The organism is Proteiniphilum sp., from assembly GCF_040307845.1.
Classification (GTDB): Bacteria; Bacteroidota; Bacteroidia; order Bacteroidales; family Dysgonomonadaceae; genus Proteiniphilum.
The window spans coordinates 108,552-127,445 of sequence record NZ_JAWRIS010000058.1 but is presented as its reverse complement, the minus strand read 5'-3'; the positions used below and the strand labels follow the sequence as shown (position 1 = coordinate 127,445).

Genomic DNA, 18,894 nt, shown 5'->3' with positions numbered 1-18,894 from the left:
TTGTGGGGACCCATAGCTCGCAATGAGCGTAAAAAGAGTAACTGTTTGAGCGAAGCGAGTTTTTACTCTTTTAGCTCATAAGAGCTTAAATGGGTCACAAAATATCGTCAGTCGGATGTTTTAGTTGCTTCCAGTACGTGGTTAGATAGATGAAAAAGGATACGGTGAAGGAGATAGGGAGAAGTGTGGGTTTATACACGAAATCGTTGTGGAAGCGGTTTGTTGCATTGAGTTTAGGGAAAAAAATCGCGCTGTTGCTGCTCGCTTTCCTGCTGGTCTGGTATCTTTTTTCATTGCCCCGCACGTTGTTCGATTCACCCTACAGTACGTTGGTCTCTGACCGGAATGGAGAATTGTTGGGAGCCCGTATCGCTTCCGACGGACAATGGCGTTTCCCCCCGGCGGACAGTGTGCCCGACAAATATGAGAAATGCCTTATCCGGTTTGAGGACCGGCATTTCCGCCATCATCCGGGCGTCAATCCGTTCTCATTGGGCAGGGCAATGGTGCAGAACATAAAAGCGGGTAGGGTAGTGAGCGGCGGAAGTACCATCACCATGCAAACTATCCGTTTGATGCGCCAGAACAGACGTACCTATTTTGAAAAATTCATCGAAGTCATTCTCGCCACCCGGCTTGAATTATCATGTTCCAAAGAACAGATCCTGGCACTGTATGCTTCCCATGCGCCGATGGGTGGAAACGTGGTGGGCATCGATGCCGCGTCGTGGCGCTATTTCGGGCATAGCGCGGAGTCGCTGTCATGGGGAGAGGCGGCTGTACTGGCCGTATTGCCCAATTCGCCCGCGATGATGCACTTCGGTCGCGACAGGGAAGGATTGTTGAAGAAGCGCAACCGTCTTCTGCAACAGTTGCTCGACAATAATATCATCGACCGGACAGATTACGAGTTGGCTTTATTGGAACCGTTGCCCGATCACCCGCATCCTTTGCCGCAGATCGCTCCTCACTTGGTTACACAAGCCTATTTACAGAGCCCCGGTAACCATATCCTATCCACGATCGATAAACACCTGCAGATGCGGGCCGAAGAGGTATTGGAGCGTTGGAACAAAGAGTTTTCGCAAAACGGTATCTTCAACCTTGCGGCGTTGATTGTCGACTTACGGACAAATGAAGTGATTTCCTACAACGGGAATGTGGGGTTCGGTGCCAATGCCTACGGCAGCCAGGTCGATATTATCCAGTCCCCTCGCAGTACGGGAAGCATCCTGAAACCGTTTCTCTATTGTGCGATGTTGCAGGAGGGGGTGTTGCTCCCCACGGAGTTGCTTCCCGATGTGCCTATCAATATAAATGGTTTTGCCCCCAAGAATTTCAGTCTGGGATACGATGGCGCGGTACATGCCGATGAGGCATTGGCACGTTCGTTGAACGTCCCGTCAGTGGTTTCTTTGCGGAAGTATGGTGTACCGAAATTCTATGATTTTCTGAAGAAGGCGGGGATGACCACGCTTAACCGCCCTGCCGATCATTACGGACTTTCCCTGATCCTCGGTGGCACGGAAGGCACGTTATGGGACATAGCTAACGCTTATGCCCGGATGGCACATGCCGTGATGGATTATAACCGCGATGGAAAATATTATGAATGGGAGAATTTCAGACTGGTGCGTGATGATCAGCGATCGGGAGAACGCAAAGAGGATGAATCACCGTTATTCAATGCAGGCGCCGCTTGGCTTACGTTGCAGGCTTTGACCAACGTGAACCGGCCCGAGGAACTGAACTGGGATTTTGTGCCCTCTCTGCGGAGAGTAGCATGGAAAACGGGCACAAGTTATGGTTTCCGGGATGCGTGGGCGGTCGGCGTCACACCCGGATACATGGTCGCCGTGTGGACCGGAAACGCGAGTGGGGAAGGTCGCCCGGGACTTACAGGCGCACGAACCTCTGCCGGGGTGATGTTCGACCTGTTCAATATCCTGCCTGCCACAGGATGGTTTGAAACGCCTTATGGAGAGCTGGCTGAAGTGGCTGTATGCCGTGAAAGCGGCCAGTTGAAAGGATTGTATTGCCCCGAAAGTTCTGTTGATACCCTACTGGTTCCGGCAAAAGGGTTACAGGGGGCGGTTTGCGGTTATCATAGACGGATCCATCTATCGGACGACGGCCAATACCGGGTATATGAACAATGTGCAGGGGAAAGGGGCATCCGTTCCGTTTCATGGTTCCAGTTGCCGCCGTCGTGGGAATGGTATTACAAGCAGCAACATCCGGCTTACCGTTCGTTGCCCCCTTTCTCTCCCGAATGTGCTTCCGGAAACCTTTCTGATGCGGTGATGCAGTTTATCTATCCCTATCCGGGGGCGATAATGAAAATCACCAAGCAAATGGATGGTTCGAGAGGCAAAGCCGTTTTTGAACTGGCGCACCGCAACCCCTCCACACGTGTTTTCTGGCATCTCGGTACAGACTACCTGGGAGAAACAACCTATATTCACCAGATGGAACTCTCTCCCGATCCCGGAGAATATATCCTCACCGTCGTCGATGAAAATGGTGTCTCATTATCAATACGGTTTGAGGTCGAATAATTGATCATAGATTATTCTTGATGTGAGGTCTATTGTTCATGCATGCAAAATACTTTTGAATGTATCTCTCTCCAATACACATCTTGATACCAATTATTGCCCCATATTTTTGTTAAATAATCGAGTGTCTCTTTGTTATGGTTCTCTTCTCCTTCAGGGGGTACTGCACATCCCTCTTCTCGTAAACGCATTCCGTATTTCCGGGCTAAAATTCTGATTCTGCGGTCAATTACTCCATGTCCGAATACATGAAAAATTTTCAATTCTTTCATGGAGTTCAGGTTTACAGAGTCTGCGAATTCTTTTAATTCAAATTCAGCACGAACAATAGCCAGGTTATTTTCTTGAAAATCAATCGTACTGATTGGAGTAAATTCATTTAGCAGATAATAGTATTGCAGTTTGAAATTTTGGTTTGGGGCAAGCTTACGGAACTCAAAACTACCATTGTCTTTTATATAGGTTGTTTGGAAGACCGTATCAGCCACGGTCATCCTAATAAGTACTGATAAGTGTGCCAATCGGCAGCTGAGGGAGTCTTTGTTCTCTTTATTAAAGTATCCCCGCACTTTGACAGCGTTGTCCTGATCATGATAGATAAAGATTTCAGAACATCTTTCAGTGGTTGAAAGCGGTGAAAAAGAAAGGAGTAAGAATCCTAATGTTAGGACAAATAAATAGGAAACTTTCATGTGATTAAATTATTTAACGATTCATCAATGCCTTTTTCCAAGACCAATTCTATGGTGCCGTGAATGTTATATTCCTCCAAAAGGGCTTTTGGTAATCTAATCCCTTTTGAGTTACCGATATTAATTACTGGAATTTCCATATAAGTTTACGTTTGTAATTACAAAGGAGTTATTTTTTTAGAATAAAAACAAATTTCTATCGATATTTTCTTACATATAAAGCAAGTAGTTCTTTTAAGGTACGTATCTAAATTCTCTTAAATTTACGTATTCAAAAAAAATGCACTATCTTTATGCAAGTTTGAAATATCAAAATAGTAACAATTATGCAATCTCTATTATCCACTTCAAGTAGAATTGTGCAAGTTACAGATTGCGGATTTGTTCGCTACCTGTACGGGAAATTCCTTGGAAAAACCGACTGATAGGACTTATTGGGGCAAAAGGAACAGGTAAGACTACGCTTTTGCTGCAACATATCAAACAAAAGTTTCCCGAACAGGACGAGGCATTATATGTCAGCCTCGACAATATCTGGTTTGCCAAACATTCGCTCTGGGAACTTGCAGAATCGTTTTACACCATGGGTGGAACGCATCTGTTTCTCGACGAAGTACATCGCTATCCGACCTGGGCAAGGGAAATCAAAAATATTTACGACAGTTTTCCCGGTATGCACATTGTATTTACCGGCTCGTCGATGCTCGAAATTTATAAAGCAAGTGTCGATTTGTCGCGTCGGACAATAGTGTATGAGCTCAGAGGGTTGTCGTTCAGAGAGTTTTTGAAGTACGAAAACAAGTTGGATTTACCTGTTCTTCCGTTAGGTGAAATTCTGAAAGATCATCGGAAATTCGCATCGGAAATTTGCGCCAAAATAAAGGTGTTGCCTGAATTTAAGCGCTATTTGGAATATGGATATTATCCTTATTATAAGGAAAATATGCCGACATATCAGATGAGAATTGAGGAGACAATCCACAAGACATTGGACGAGGACTTGCCTGCCATTGAACCGATTGAATATGCGACGATTATTAAAATCAAAAAACTGCTGGCGACAATTGCGGGAATGGTGCCTTTTCAGCCCAACATTGCAAGCCTAAGCGGCATTGTGGAGATCAACCGTAATATTTTGGTGAAATATCTATATCTGTTGGATAAAGCAGGGGTGATTAACTGTATTTCGGAAGACAAACAGTCACTCGAAAAATTGGCGAAACCTGATAAGATTTATCTCGAAAACACAAATATAATCTATTCGCTAGCCATCCGCAACGAAAACATCGGCAACATACGTGAAACTTTTTTTGCTAATCAGTTGAGGGCAAAGCATAGGGTGAATACTGCAAAGCAGGGTGATTTCCTGATTGACGGGAAATTTGTGTTTGAGATCGGCGGGAAAAACAAATCAGGCGGGCAGATAAAAGACACAGAAAACGCTTTTATTGCCGCCGATGATATTGAAACCGGTTTTGGCAATAAAATTCCCCTCTGGATGTTTGGCTTGTTGTATTAATAATGGGGCATACAGGTTACAGAAGTATTCCAATGGCTTGGTAAAATTATATGATGCAGATACTCTTCCCGTCTTTACCATATATATTTGGAATTAATACACGCTGTTTAGTTCAAAAGTATCGTTTCAGGATGGATGCGACGGAAGAATAATATCCTCTACCAAAAAGATTCAGATGCACAATCAGGTAATAGAGTTGATATAGCTCGATTTGGGTATCGTAGTGAGAGGATTTGGGTATAATTTCGTGATACGCGTCGTAAAATGTGTTTCCGAAGCCACCGAAAAGGCGGCTCATGGCGATATCGATCATTGAATGCCCCCAATATACCGCCGGATCGATCAGGTAAGGTGTGCCGTCTGCCGCGATCAGGTAATTGCCGCCCCAGAGGTCGCCATGGAGTAATGATGGTTTTACGTCGCCTGAAATTTCCCGGAACAGTGAGATGGCCTTGTTTTCGTTGGGGATTATCTGTGGTTGTATCAATCCTCCTTTAAGTGCCATTTGAAGTTGGGGGAGAATACGTTCAGACCAATAGAATTCCGGCCAGTCGGGATGAAGGTTATTGTGTTGGGGCAGGCTGCCGATAAAATTATCAGAGGAGAATCCGAACCCCGCTTGTGAGCATTGATGCAGTCGGGCCAGTTGGCTTCCCAGCCGTTGATAATCTGAAGTGTCTGGTCGTTTGCTTTCCACAAAATCCATCAGGAGGAAGGAGCGGCCTTCCATTGTATCTACCAGATGTACATGGGGTACTGCAATGGTTTTGGTTTCTTCAATAGTTTGAAGACCCTTCTGCTCAGCGTGGAACATCTTCAAGGCGAAAGAAGCGTTATTTACCTTTAGAAAATATTCTCTCTTTACAGTAACAACCCTATATGCAGAAGAGATATCTCCACCGGAAACTGGCCTGACGGAGATGATTTCTTCAGAAATTTTATCGGCAATATAAGGTATGTGATTGACCATATTTTATTAACGCTCAATTTTACAATACTGACCCTTGAGTGATTGATAGGTACATCATCCTATTTCCCCGAAGACAATACTGCAATATTTTCTTTTAGTAAAGCAATTTTGCTCTCCGCATCGGCCTGTTTCTTGCGTTCACCTTCCACGATTTCCGGCTTGGCGTTCTGCACAAACCGTTCATTGCTTAGTTTCTTCATGACCGACTGTAAAAATCCTTCGGTATAGATGAGCTCGGCTTTCAACTTTTGGAGTTCGGCCTCCACATCTATTTTTTCTGCCAGGGGAATGCTGTATTCGGTAGTTCCAATCAGGAAACCTGGAGCCCCGGGCTGCTTTTCCGAAACCAACGAGACGGATGAGAGGTGACACATCTTGACAATCGCACTGTCGTATTGAGGATTGTGTTGGCCAATTACCTGCAGTTCCAGTTCATCCTTGTTAGGGATATTTTTTTCCAGACGGATGGTGCGTATGCCGGCAACAACCTCTTTCAATGTTTCGAAATCTGCCAATAAAGTCTTGTCCACAACAGTTTGCTTTGGTTGAAGAGCGGTCATGATGCTTTCGCCTGCTTCCCTGTCGTACAAAGCCTGCCACAGCTCTTCGGTGATAAACGGCATAAAGGGGTGCAGCAGACGCATCAGTGCATCGAAATATTGCAGTGTTACCTTGTATGTTTCCGCATCGATAGGTTGCTGATAGGCGGGTTTGATCATTTCGAGGTACCATGCCGAGAACTCATCCCAAAAGAGTTTGTAGAGCAGCATCAATGCCTCGGAAAGGCGGTATTTGGAGAAGAGGTCGTCTAATTCGATAATGGTATCGGAAAGTTTGCTTTGGAACCACTCCGCGGCAACCTTCGCCGTCTCCGGTTGGGGGATGTTGTCATCGGTTTTCCATCCTTTGATAAGGCGGAAAGCGTTCCATATTTTATTATTGAAATTACGTCCCTGTTCACACATCGACTCATCGAAAGGCAGGTCGTTTCCGGCCGGTGAGGTGAGCAACATCCCCATACGCACGCCGTCAGCTCCGTATTTCTCCATCAGTTCGATGGGATCCGGTGAATTGCCCAGCGATTTGGACATCTTCCGGCCCAATTTATCGCGTACGATACCCGTGAAATATACATTCCGGAAGCAGGGTTCTTTTCGGTACTCATATCCGGCCATGATCATGCGTGCCACCCAGAAAAAAATAATCTCGGGGGCAGTCACCAGGTCGCTTGTGGGATAGTAGTAGGTAATTTCTTTGTTATCGGGATGATGGATGCCATCGAATACCGAGATCGGCCATAACCACGAGGAGAACCATGTATCAAGCACATCCTCATCCTGTTTCAGGTCGTCGATGGTCAGCGGGTAATTCACTTTCGCCAACGCTTTCTCCAAAGCTTCTTCACGGGTCATTGCCACCACATATCCACCCTGCGGCAGGAAGTAGGCCGGTATCCGGTGTCCCCACCACAACTGTCGGCTGATGCACCAGTCCTTGATATTTTCCATCCAGTGGCGGTAGGTGTTTTTATATTTCTCGGGATAGAAGCGGATAGTACTATCCTCTACCGCTTCGAGGGCGGGACGTGCCAGGTCGTCCATCTTCAGGAACCACTGCATCGACAGTTTCGGTTCGATGATGGCATCGGTACGTTCCGAAAAGCCCACTTTGTTGGTGTAAGGCTCTACTTTTTCCAGCAGCCCGGCCGCTTCCAGGTCTTTTTCAATCTGCTTGCGTACCTCGAAACGATCCATCCCCACATACCGGTCGCCATTCTCGTTGAGTGTGCCGTCCTGATTGAAGATGTCAATAGAAGGCAGGTTGTATTTCTCTCCCAGCATATAATCGTTCACATCATGCGCCGGTGTCACTTTCAGGCAACCGGTACCGAATTCGATATCCACATAGTCATCTTCGATCACAGGGATAGCACGGCCGACCAGCGGGACGATCACTTTCTTCCCTTTCAGGTGGGTATTTTTTGGATCATCGGGATGGATGCACATGGCTGTATCACCCATGATGGTTTCAGGGCGGGTGGTGGCGACCACCGCATAAGCTCCTTCGGGATCACCTTCGATTTTATATCTGAGATAATAGAGTTTGCCGTTCACTTCCTTATGGATCACCTCTTCGTCGGAAAGTGCCGTAAGGGCTTTTGGATCCCAGTTGACCATCCTGACACCACGGTAGATCAGTCCTTTGTCGTGCAGGTCACAAAATACTTTCAGCACGCTTTCGGAGCGGGTTTTATCCATGGTGAAAGCGGTCCTGTCCCAGTCGCATGAAGCCCCCAGTTTTTTCAGCTGTTCCAGGATAATTCCTCCGTGCTCGTGCGTCCAGTCCCATGCATGTTTCAGGAATTCTTCCCGACTGAGGTCATTCTTTTTGATACCCTGTGCGGCCAGTCTGTTCACCACCTTCGCTTCGGTAGCGATGGAGGCATGGTCTGTGCCGGGCACCCAGCAGGCGTTCTTTCCCTGCATCCGTGCCCTGCGGACCAGTACATCCTGGATCGTGTTGTTGAGCATGTGGCCCATATGCAATACGCCGGTCACATTGGGCGGGGGAATGACGATAGTGAAAGGTTCACGCTCATCCGGTTCGGAGTGGAACAATTTGTTTTCCATCCAGTATTTGTACCACTTCTCCTCTACTTCTGCAGGGTTGTATTTGCTTGCAATCTCCATCTGATCATTTGATTTTTATTCCACAATTCCACATTCCTGTTATTCATTCGAATAGGAAGTGCAAAAGTACAAAAAATAACTCAATCCTGAATTCTTGATAAGTTAGTGGTTTTGTTTCGAAATTTCGGTAGCTATTGGTCAGAGGCAAAAGAAATTTTATATATTTGTACTCGGAAAATTCATCGATTATTGGCAACCTAATTGGGCAGAAGCATGGAAAATATTATCAAAAAATATTCCAATGGTGAGGTAACCGTTGTCTGGAAACCAGACCTGTGTCAGCATGCCACTTTTTGTTGGAAGGGGCTTCCTGGGGTATTTAACCCGAAAGCGCGTCCTTGGATTGATCCTTACGGGGCCTCTACGGGACAGATTGTCGGGCAGGTAGAAAAATGCCCGTCAGGGGCGTTGAGTTATTTCTATAATAAGGAGGAAAAAAATGGAATTGAAACATAAAGACAATGGCGAGAAAGGTGCGTTTCTCTTCCGGGATGAAGGACTCCTCGCCGCAGAAATGACGTATGTCTGGATGAACGACAATGCTTTTATCATCGACCATACGGAGGTGAGCCCCCTGTATGAGAGACAAGGTCTGGGAAAGCAATTGGTAGCCGGAGCAGTGGAATTCGCACGAGGACGCGGTATTAAGATTCTGCCGTTATGTCCGTTTGCCCGTGCTGTTTTCGACAAAACTCCGGATTATAACGATGTGAGGCTTACGCGCTAAGTCCTTTTGAATATGTTCCAGCCGGAATAGATATTTATTTTTCATAACCGAATATAGATATTTCACTTTAAAATATAGACCAAAGAGAGGAATTTCATTTTGAAAATCTGAACCAAACTAACTTTTAAACGATAAAAAGTAGATAGGATTTATGAAAAAACAAATAGCATTAGTGATGAGATACAAAGCAGTACCAATCCCCATACCCTATAATTAGTATACCATTTAGCTTTCTTCAACTCCAGGGTTTCCTCTTTAAATTGGGCTATGGTGAAAATGTTTCCTTCCAGTTTGCTTTTGTCGGGGGCCGGCGAGAACAGACTGCATACATACATTATTAATAAGCTAATTACAAATAAGATAGGGACAATAAAAAGGAAATGCATATCGCCGAAAATAGCGCTTTTGAAGATAAGTAATAGTACGGCAACGATTAACCCACTGATTAAGCCGATAAATACGCCCTGGGCGTTCACCCGTTTCGAGAAGATGCCTACAATGAATGAAGCTACGATAGGAGGTGATAAGTAAGCTAACATTTCCTGATAGTATTTTAATATTGATCCGAAACGTCCTATCTGCGGAGCCCACAATGCAGCTATAATTATTACGACTAGTGATACAATCTTCCCGACTCTGACCAATTGTTTGTCACTCGCCTTTTTATTCAACTTACTGTAAAAATCCATCGTAAATAGTGTTGATGTAGAATTCATTATGGCACTGAGGGAAGATGTGAGTGCTGCAAAAAGGACAGCAATCATGACTCCGAGCAGACCCACAGGCATCAGATTTATGATCATTGCCGGATATACCATATCGGGACTTTCCAATCCAGGGAACAGTTTTTGGGACATAACCCCCGGAATAGCAAAGAGAAACAAAGTGGTCAGGGTGATTCCTCCATTCAGCATTACTCCGTTGCGACCAGCATTCAGACTCCTGGCACTCAGTACCCTTTGCACCAGAGTTTGGTTATTTGCCCAGAAGTATAAACCTGTTATGGGCATTCCCACCAGCAGGGCTAACCATGGCGTGGATGCATCGTCTATAGGGCGGATCAGTTTGGTCATATAATCACCGGAAATAAGAAGTTCTTTGAAATATTCAAACCCACCGCTCATAGTTACAATTACGGCAAGAAGGATTGATCCCACTATTAAGATTACAGCCTGGATAATCTCGGCGTTGATGGCCGACGATAGTCCGCCCGGAATTGTATAGGAGGCGGCCAGCAAAGCGAAGACAACGACAATTGCTTGTATTTCGAGCGATGGCATAAGTAGTTTGACAATCAAAGCGCCCGCATACAAGGCTGTTGCTGCGTCCAAAAATACATTTCCCAATATGCAGATAGCAGAAAAATAGTATCGGGAGCGGGCATCGAACCTGCGCTCCAAAAATTCGGGAATAGTAAATATTCCACTTTTAATATAGATTGGAAGTAGAAAAGTAGCAAAGAACACCATCACTACAACTCCCATCAGATTGTAATTGAAGACAGCTATTCCTGTAGAATAGGCGTCACCTGTTTGTCCTATAAGGGTAGTACTGGATATACTCGCGGCAAAGAGAGATAATCCTACTACACCCCAGGACATGCTGCGCCCGGCAAGAAAATAAGATTTGGAATCTCTGCTCTTTCCGTTTTTTAAGGCCCACCATACAATTACCGCCATAGATAATACTATGACGGCAAGATCAATTATTGAAACAGAGGTTGTCATGCACTCTTAATTTATTGAGGTGTTGGTTAAAAGTTTGAAGCTTCTGGCTGGAATTGTAATAGTAAATCCTTGTTTGACTTTTTTGGCGGTTACTTTATCAATTGGTACGGGAAAAGAGTTTTCATCGGTTTTGTAACCCGACTCTACGTAGTCATACATATCCAGATCGCTTTCTCCATGTACATTCATCTTCAAATTAAATGTATGATCGACCTCATCAGCATTTACAATGGCTATGGTAGACCCTGTCTCGGAACTTCCGGCAACAACTCTCAATCTGTTTAATGGTTCTGCCTGCGTAGGATTGTATATCTTCATCCCGGGTGTAAAATAGCGCGACATGAGCGACCAGGTGAAAAACCAGGGACGTATTTCCTCGTGCCTGGGATCACCGATCAGCTCTGTACCAAGTGAATTCCAGAAGCCCCATACTTTTAACTGGTTTTTATCACCAAGATCACCGATTGTATGCATGGCATCGTCCAGCATCCATGCACTGGCTCCATGCCAACCGGCTTTCATTGTCTGAATGAGCATATCGGCCATATCCACACCATACAGATAATCATACACAAAGAGTTGTGAGTCTTCGCTGGCAAATTCGGTCGATTGCATCCGTTTTTTGTATTCTCCACCCAATTCCAGCGTGTGGTACCAACCTCCAATCTCGCCGAAAATCATTGGTTTTCCTGTGGGTCGGATAGTTTCTCCCACAGCAGCATAATGTTTCATGAATGCTCCGCTACGGATAAATTGGTAGTCGGCATAGCAATGCACGTTATAAACTCCTGTTAAATGATCTAATTGTTTCACTGATTGTTCAACCCATTGCCACCCGGTATATTTCGATTTATGATTATTGCTTAGTTCTACCACATCCGGTGCAGCCATTGTAATATCAAGTTTTTCGTTGGCAAAAGCCTCGGCCATCATCTCTACTCCTTTTTTCCACTGATCCCAGTCGCCTCTGGTACAGGCCCAATCACCGTTGGGCTCATTCGTTATGATATAATATTTAATACAACTAAAACCTTTTTCTTTCACCAGAAAAGAGATATATTGGGTAGTCATCTCAATAAAACGGGGATCGTCCACCCGGTCTATATTTCCCGGATAACCCCAAAAGCCGGGCACACCATAGTCACCCAGTAAAACAACGATGCCGTTGCGTTGGCAATAGTCTAAAATCTTACATACCATCTGAACTTCAGGACAATTGAAATCAAGTATCGGGTCTCCTTTTGAGTCTACCCCTTTAAAGTACCTCCATCCTGCTACATCCATCACACGGGCGATACGTGGTTTCATGTAGTCGAGACGTTTGTATACCATTTCCAGCTTTTCGTCGGTCATAAGATAACCCCATTCGGCATCCGGGGAATCACCGTGTGGATAGGCCGACCACTCAACACCATGACCAATAAAATTCTCTGACACGGGTTGAGTGTCTATTATAATAGTTTCAGAGGGAGTACATCCCACAGTTATTAATACCAGACTGACGGTCAGCATTAAAATATTATTTTTCATATCTTCAGGGACTTATAATTTGTAAAATTTTCTCATTTCATACTTTGATATACCGATATATGAAATGCTTCGTGCATACTGACATTGTCATTGTATGTCTGGTTTATATTGGTATAGAACAACAGTATCATATTGTTTTTTCTGTCAATGATATAGTCTGTGCCAAAGGCTCCTCCCCATTTCAAAGAATTGGGAGGTACCATACATTTGTTATACCTGTACTTGTTGGTTAGTTCAAAAGCCATACTGAAATCATGATAGGTTTCTACTCCTTCCATCTGACTGCTCGTCATCAGTTCGACAGTTTGCCTACCTAAAACTCTTTGGTTATTGAATTCTCCCCCGTTCAGTATCATCTGGCAGAACCTGGCATAGTCTTCTATTGTGCCCGAAAGCCCGGCTCCACCGCAAAGCGCTGTTTTGTAGGTGATTTTCGGGGCATCCTGAGCAAATTGATCATCCGTAAGTTGATAGCTATTGGTTCCGGCGTCTTGTGTATATAATTTCACCAATCTATCATAATTCCTTTGAGGCTGTACAAAGTATGTATCCTTCATACCCAAAGGGTCAAGTATCCGTTCCCTCATCAGTACATCCAATGTTTTTCCACCGATTGCCTCTGCCAGATAACCGGCAATATCGGTGCTGAATCCATACGTAAATTTCTCGCCCGGATCATGTTGTAAAGGTATTTTGGCCATTCTTTCCAAAACTTCCTGTGATGTAATCGGATATCTGTAGAAAAAACCTTCCACTTCCTGGCCATAAGGATTGTAATCATATCCCGCGGTATGGGTAAGTAAATGACGGATCGTGATACTTCTCTTTGCGGGTCTTGTTTTCAGAGTTCCCTCCTTTGCATCTCCCGATTCATAAACCTGCGGATTAGCAAACATAGGAAGGTATTTTTCTATGGGATCATCCAGTTTGAACTTACCTTCTTCGAATAAAGAAAGTAAAACGGCTGAAGTGATTGCTTTGGTCTGTGACGCATTCCTGAAAATATCATCTGACTTTACAATTATCTTATTTTCCACATCTTTGTATCCATAAGCCCCGCTATAAACTATCTGGCCGTCTTTGATCACCAGGGCTATTGCATTAGGTAGTTTTTTATCTTTTACATATTGTGATAGTAGAGAATCAATTCTGTTTATACGATTACCAGCGAATCCAATATTTTCTACATTCTCACAGTGAGTAAAGTTTTGAACCGTTTGCCCAAAGCTATACCCTATGAAAAATAAATAACCTATCAGTGTAATTAATTTTCTCATATGCATATTGGTTTTTCTCTATTCGGTATTATTGTGTCTGAGCATGAAAGAGTTTATTTATTATTATTCTTTATAAAATCTACCAATTCCTGTACGGGGCATGTTGCAAGGCATACATATTTGTCCGCAGCTCCATAATACACATATAGCGTTTCATCTACTATGATATTTCCCGTGGGGAATACACAGCCATTATAATATCCCTTGGTCTCCCAGTCAGTCTCAGGCTCCAGAATAAAATCTCTTGTACGTCCTATAATTTTCAGGGGATCTTCAAGGTCCAGCAGGAGTGCTCCTACACGATAATAGCCGCTTCCACCCTTATCAACCCCATGATACAATGTCAGCCAACCCTCTTTGGTCCTTAGCGGAGGAGTGGCTCCTCCGATTTTCTCTTCCCAGGTTCCGTCGATTCCTGTGATCAGCAGGTGACTCTCTTTGCCTTGCCAATCAAGCAGATCATCCGAAAATTTTAGCCAGATGGAGGGATGTTTCACGCCATAATTTTCACCCACATATTGTTTGGGCCGGTGCATAAGCACATATTTTCCATTTATTTTTTCAGGGAAAAGTATCACATCTCTATCGTCGAGGTACGAATCGGTAATCCGTCCTAAACGCTCAAATGTACGAAAATCTTTTGTACGCATCAACCCCGAATTCCCCATATTTTCTTTCATAAAGATAGGAGCATGTGCTCCCTGAGAGGGTCGGTTCACTACATCATGTGCAAAATTCCAGTATTGTCCCGGAGGAAATGGTCGAAAAGCATACGTGATATAAAAATCATCATCAAATTTTACGATGCGGGGGTCTTCCACGCAACCTCCGTCGGGATATCCCGGCACAGGTGAAAATACGGGTTCGGAGGAGACTCTCTCAAAGTTCACCCCATCGTCACTAATTGCCAGTCCCAATCTGATAACGTGTTCTGTATCTGCTCCGGCAGCTCTGTAAAGCATGTGGAATTTTCCATCTTCGTACCACACTCCCGGGTTGCACGTTACCAGGCTTTCCCATTCGTTTTTCGGGTTAGGGGAGAGTATTGGGTTTGCACTATGTCTTGTAAGCTTCATAATCTGATTTTATTATCTTCTGCTATTTGTCTACCTGATGAACTCCTATGGAAGGGGCTCCATATACAGGAAGTTTGTTACCCCAGAAATCCTTTCCTCCATTATGGTCTATAAGGGTACCTGCTTTACGCGCTGGAGATTTTTTATGAAGTTTGTACCCTTCAAGTGATTCAAGTCCCTTCTTTCCTGTCCCCGGAGCCATCAACATCGGATCTCTTGTTATTTTATTTATCTCATCAGGTTCGGTTGGGTGATGATTCCCCCAATAGAGGTTGTTGAGAAATATACCGCCTGTACCCGGAATAGAATACCCACCTGTACCATGATTTATTATAATGTTATTTTTAAATATCCATGGAGCGTTTACATCACCCCCTTCGTCCCACAAGTGGTCTATTATTTTGGTGTCTAACCCTTCGCCAATATAGAACACATTGTTGTAAATCTGAGTGTGGGGAGTCACTCCTCCTGCAATCATTATTACACGTTCCTTGTCATTTTGCGATATATTATATCTCACGATATTATTGGTGGAGTTTGACGCATCTATGATCAACACAAACCCACCTTCGTTATCGTGACTGTAGTTATATTGAATCACACAATCATAACAGTCCAGATCGTGATCAAATCCCATTCCATCGGCATTTCCTTCAAGCTTATAGGTATGGCATGCCTCATTGTACTGAATAATGCAGTTACGCCCACGGGTAGCCCATATGGCTGCCGCCCCGTTGAAGCCATCATCCTCCCGGTAGGCACCACAACCCTCGGCATAATTGTATTCTATGAGTGCTCCGTCACATCCAAAGGTTAAAATGCCATCCGAATCTATTTCACGCACTGTATTTCCCCGGATTACAACCCCTGTTGTAGATTGATTAGGTTCAGCCCAGGTATAGTCCCAGACAACAATACCTGTACGTCCTGAATATTCAACAGTATTGCCTTCAATCAAAACATCCCGGTATTTGTCCGTCCCTTTTGATGTATGACTCACGCTAACCGAGATACCTCCATATTGATGTGGATCCACACCATTTAAATAACGAAATGAACATGTTACATGATGTACATGATTATCCCGGATAACAATGCCGTACAATTCGCCTGCACCGTCGTTTTCGAAAAGTATGCCATTGCGGTATGTATTGCCCCTCTCGGCGGCTGTGTTAGTGATTTCCAGGCCCTGGACAATCCAGTATGAAGCATTCCGGATATATATTGTGGCATTTACCTGGCCATTACCATTGATTCTTGGACGCCCACCTTCGCCCCAGACTCCTATTGTGATGGGGTTTTCTTTTATTCCGGAGCCTTTGGGTGCTAATGAGCCTTCCCATACCCCATTTTTTCGTAATAATATTTTATCTCCCGGATTAAATAATTTATCATTGACATTGACAAATGTTTTCCATGCTGCACTTTCCGATGTTCCGGCATTGTTATCATTCCCATTTTGGGAGTCGATGTAATAGTCTGTTGCATTTGCGATAATGTAAAAACAAATAAAGAGAGTTGTTAAAAGATGTCGTTTCATTTTTGATTGTTGTTGTGTAAACATTGCCCATACAATACAGATTATCGTACAGGCAATGTCTGATTCACTGAGATTATTATTCAAATTCTATTTTTACGCTTCCAAGTTGTACTAACCAGCCATTTCCTTCGGGAACGTCAAGCTTTTTCAGCCTGATGGCAAAGTACCTATAGCCCGGAGCCAATGGATTTGCTGGAATGTATCTGTAACCCAACCATTCTGTTCCTCCCATATCCTGCCGTGTGAATGGGATTGAGGTCATTTGTGCAGGATCACCGGTTGTTCCGCAGAGAATCTCTACGTACTCGTCTACCGGAGCCCACATGCTTACAAATGAGGTAACTGCAAAGCCGGTAATATCTTCCGGGAGGTTATATACAACATATCCTTCGGCAATATTCGTCCTTGTGGCGCGGGTAGCATCTCCATTGAATGCATCAGCAGGAGATTCATAGATAATTGTCATATTGGAAGAGGCACCTGCAATTTTCGATCCATCTTCAAAATCATCGAACAGGAATTTGTTCACCGGAGCAATTATTGGCTCTTCATTGTCAATTTCTACTGATCCTATCTGAAGTCCCCATATGTCATCTCCTTTTTCCTTTACTTCTATTTTCAGGTATTTAGCTTGGGTAGATACCACTGAATTGATTTTAGCTTCATAGGTTTGCCAGCCATCTACTTCTTTGCCAACTTTCGAATATTGAACCGATATGGGACTCCATGGGCCTTCTGCTGATTCAGCTTCGAATAGTTGCAAATCGCTCACGTCGGTTATACCGAGCGAAGTATATTTACCTATTGAGAATATTACTGTTGCAGACTTAAATCCTTCATATTTATATACTACATTGGCATCATTGTTTGCTGATCTGACTATACGGGAGTCATCGCCATTGAAATATTGAGGGTTGGATGAATCGAATCCGAAATGAGAAGAATGCGAATCTGCAATACTCCAGTCTTCAAGCGGATCAAACAGCACAGTGTCGGGATCGTCATTTCCGTTTGGTTCGTGGGCACCTATGGTTAATGCACCTTTGCTTGATACAGGATTGCCCCAAAAGTCTTTACGCCCGTTTTTACGAACTTCCACGCCATTGTTTATTGCAGGAGAGTCTTCCTGTAGTTTATATCCGTCAAGGCTTGCAATTCCTAATGCCCCGTTGCCGGGAGATACGAATCTGGGATCATATGTCCGTTTGTTTTCTTCTTCGGGTTCGCTTGCCGGATGGTTGCCATAGTAAATGTTGCCGGCAAAACTTCCTCCTGTGCCGGGGATATTGTATCCGCCACTTCCATAATTGACAATTATATTGTTTTGAAAACTCCATTTAGCATTTATGTTTCCACCCGTATCCCAGCTATAGTCAAAAATTTTTGTGCTCAATCCTTCGCTGAGATAGATTGTATTGCCATAGATTTGAGTGGAAGCAGAGACTCCTCCTCCAAACAAAAAAATCCGTTCTTTATCGTTTTGGGAGATATTATAGCGAACGATATTATTTTTCGAACCTTCACCTCCTACGTCTTTATGTCCATCCACAAATAACATAAACCCTCCATCGTTGTCATGGCTGTAATTGTACTGCACTATACAATCGTATGAGTCGATATCTATATCGAAACCTGTGCCATCTGTATTGCCTTCCAGGGCACGGGTGTTGAATGCTTCGTTGTGTTGAATGATACAACCGTACCCGCGGGTACACCATATACCGGCCGACCCATTGAACTGGTTATCTTCCCTGTATGAGCCTGCCGCCTCACAGACATTGTACTCTATCAGTGCTCCATTACAGCCATAGGTAAGGATGCCATCCGAGTCACTCTGTTTTACCGAGTTTTGGCGAATGACGACATTCGTAGACGATTCAGCATTACTACCCCATATGTAATCCCATACAACAATGCCGCTTCGACCCACTTTTTCCACTTCGTTGTTTTCGATCAATACTTTATCGAATTTATCGGTAGCAGCTGTGCTATAAGTTGCTACGGCAATGCCTCCGAATGAATGAGGATGATAAATACCGGCATAACCAAATGAGCCGACAACATCATGAATTTTGTTATTTTTGATTGTAATATTGCTGACCACTCCTCCGTTTTCGTTAAGGACAAGAATTCCACTGCGGTAAGCATCGCGTTGTGCAGCCGTGTTGGTAATTTCCAGTCCATCGACTACCCAATTGGATTGGTTGACGAGTTTTACTCCCGCTTCAGCTCCGTTGGCATTGATGATTGGTTTTGCTCCTTCTCCATATGAAGTGATGATGATAGGCTTTGAAGCCGTTCCCGATCCACCGGGAGTTAACATGCCTTCAAAACTGCTTCCGGCTTTAAGGGCAATTGTATTACCCTCTACAAAAGTCTGTTGATTGATTTTTTCAAGAGTTTTCCAGGGGGCTCCGGGGGAGGTTCCCTTATTTGTGTCGTCCCCCGATTCTGAGTCAATGTAATAGGTGGCATCACTCTCAGCTAAGGTTGGATAATTCTTAAGCAGATCTTGCACATCACTACATGAAAAAATGATACAGCATATGGATGCGATAGTTGCTAAATGTACTATTTTTTTTATCATG

General features: G+C 44.1%; 14 protein-coding genes. 4 read left to right on the top strand and 10 right to left on the bottom strand.

The genetic code is table 11. The annotated features are described in order from the left end of the window. The first annotated feature begins 149 nt into the window (after positions 1 to 149). A complete protein-coding gene (pbpC, locus tag ABV001_RS13625; protein ID WP_352423315.1) occupies positions 150 to 2,558 on the top strand; it encodes a penicillin-binding protein 1C in 2,409 nt (802 codons plus the stop codon). A gap of 29 nt (positions 2,559 to 2,587) precedes the next feature. On the opposite strand, the gene ABV001_RS13620 is transcribed toward pbpC, so the two are convergent. Continuing rightward, positions 2,588 to 3,250 carry an FEKKY domain-containing protein gene (locus tag ABV001_RS13620; RefSeq protein WP_352423314.1) on the bottom strand — a complete coding sequence of 221 codons (663 nt, stop codon included), beginning with the start codon at positions 3,248 to 3,250 and terminating at the stop codon, positions 2,588 to 2,590. Further along, a complete protein-coding gene (locus ABV001_RS13615) occupies positions 3,247 to 3,390 on the bottom strand; it encodes an AbrB/MazE/SpoVT family DNA-binding domain-containing protein (RefSeq protein ID WP_352423313.1) in 144 nt (47 codons plus the stop codon). The genes ABV001_RS13620 and ABV001_RS13615 overlap by 4 nt, the downstream gene beginning before the upstream one ends. A 233-nt stretch (positions 3,391 to 3,623) precedes the next feature. Between ABV001_RS13615 and ABV001_RS13610 the strand changes: the two genes are divergently transcribed. Further along, positions 3,624 to 4,769: an ATP-binding protein gene (locus ABV001_RS13610; RefSeq protein ID WP_352423312.1), complete on the top strand. Its 1,146-nt coding sequence runs from the start codon at positions 3,624 to 3,626 to the stop codon at positions 4,767 to 4,769. Between the two features lie 112 nt (positions 4,770 to 4,881). Here ABV001_RS13610 and ABV001_RS13605 read toward each other — a convergent pair whose 3' ends face one another. Both ABV001_RS13605 and ABV001_RS13600 read right to left on the bottom strand, forming a co-directional pair. Continuing rightward, positions 4,882 to 5,739, bottom strand: coding sequence for a fructosamine kinase family protein (locus ABV001_RS13605; protein ID WP_352423311.1), 858 nt, complete (start codon positions 5,737 to 5,739; stop codon positions 4,882 to 4,884). Between the two features lie 59 nt (positions 5,740 to 5,798). Continuing rightward, positions 5,799 to 8,429, bottom strand: coding sequence for a valine--tRNA ligase (locus ABV001_RS13600; RefSeq protein ID WP_352423310.1), 2,631 nt, complete (start codon positions 8,427 to 8,429; stop codon positions 5,799 to 5,801). Between the two features lie 213 nt (positions 8,430 to 8,642). Here ABV001_RS13600 and ABV001_RS13595 point away from each other — a divergent pair, with 213 nt between their 5' ends. Then, positions 8,643 to 8,885 carry a (4Fe-4S)-binding protein gene (locus ABV001_RS13595; protein ID WP_352423309.1) on the top strand — a complete coding sequence of 81 codons (243 nt, stop codon included), beginning with the start codon at positions 8,643 to 8,645 and terminating at the stop codon, positions 8,883 to 8,885. Then, positions 8,869 to 9,156 carry a GNAT family N-acetyltransferase gene (locus ABV001_RS13590; RefSeq protein WP_323425550.1) on the top strand — a complete coding sequence of 96 codons (288 nt, stop codon included), beginning with the start codon at positions 8,869 to 8,871 and terminating at the stop codon, positions 9,154 to 9,156. Before ABV001_RS13595 ends, ABV001_RS13590 begins: the two co-directional genes overlap by 17 nt. 149 nt (positions 9,157 to 9,305) lie before the next feature. Here ABV001_RS13590 and ABV001_RS13585 read toward each other — a convergent pair whose 3' ends face one another. From ABV001_RS13585 to ABV001_RS13560, 6 genes are all read right to left on the bottom strand, one after another. Further along, the gene (locus ABV001_RS13585; protein ID WP_502929894.1) at positions 9,306 to 10,835 is read right to left on the bottom strand and encodes a sodium:solute symporter; all 1,530 of its coding nucleotides are present in this window, start codon (positions 10,833 to 10,835) and stop codon (positions 9,306 to 9,308) included. Between the two features lie 54 nt (positions 10,836 to 10,889). Further along, entirely contained in the window at positions 10,890 to 12,413 is a 1,524-nt protein-coding gene (locus ABV001_RS13580; protein WP_352423307.1) for a hypothetical protein, read from the bottom strand. A gap of 32 nt (positions 12,414 to 12,445) precedes the next feature. Further along, positions 12,446 to 13,690 (bottom strand): serine hydrolase domain-containing protein, encoded by a 1,245-nt coding sequence (locus tag ABV001_RS13575; RefSeq protein WP_352423306.1) that lies wholly within the window; start codon positions 13,688 to 13,690, stop codon positions 12,446 to 12,448. A gap of 53 nt (positions 13,691 to 13,743) precedes the next feature. Then, on the bottom strand, positions 13,744 to 14,766 hold the full coding sequence (locus ABV001_RS13570) for a glycoside hydrolase family 130 protein (RefSeq protein ID WP_352423305.1): 1,023 nt from the start codon (positions 14,764 to 14,766) through the stop codon (positions 13,744 to 13,746). A gap of 22 nt (positions 14,767 to 14,788) precedes the next feature. Then, entirely contained in the window at positions 14,789 to 16,306 is a 1,518-nt protein-coding gene (locus ABV001_RS13565; protein WP_352423304.1) for a right-handed parallel beta-helix repeat-containing protein, read from the bottom strand. 76 nt (positions 16,307 to 16,382) lie between these two features. Beyond that, positions 16,383 to 18,893, bottom strand: a complete 2,511-nt coding sequence (locus tag ABV001_RS13560; RefSeq protein ID WP_352423303.1) for a right-handed parallel beta-helix repeat-containing protein — start codon at positions 18,891 to 18,893, stop codon at positions 16,383 to 16,385. Position 18,894 lies beyond the last annotated feature (1 nt).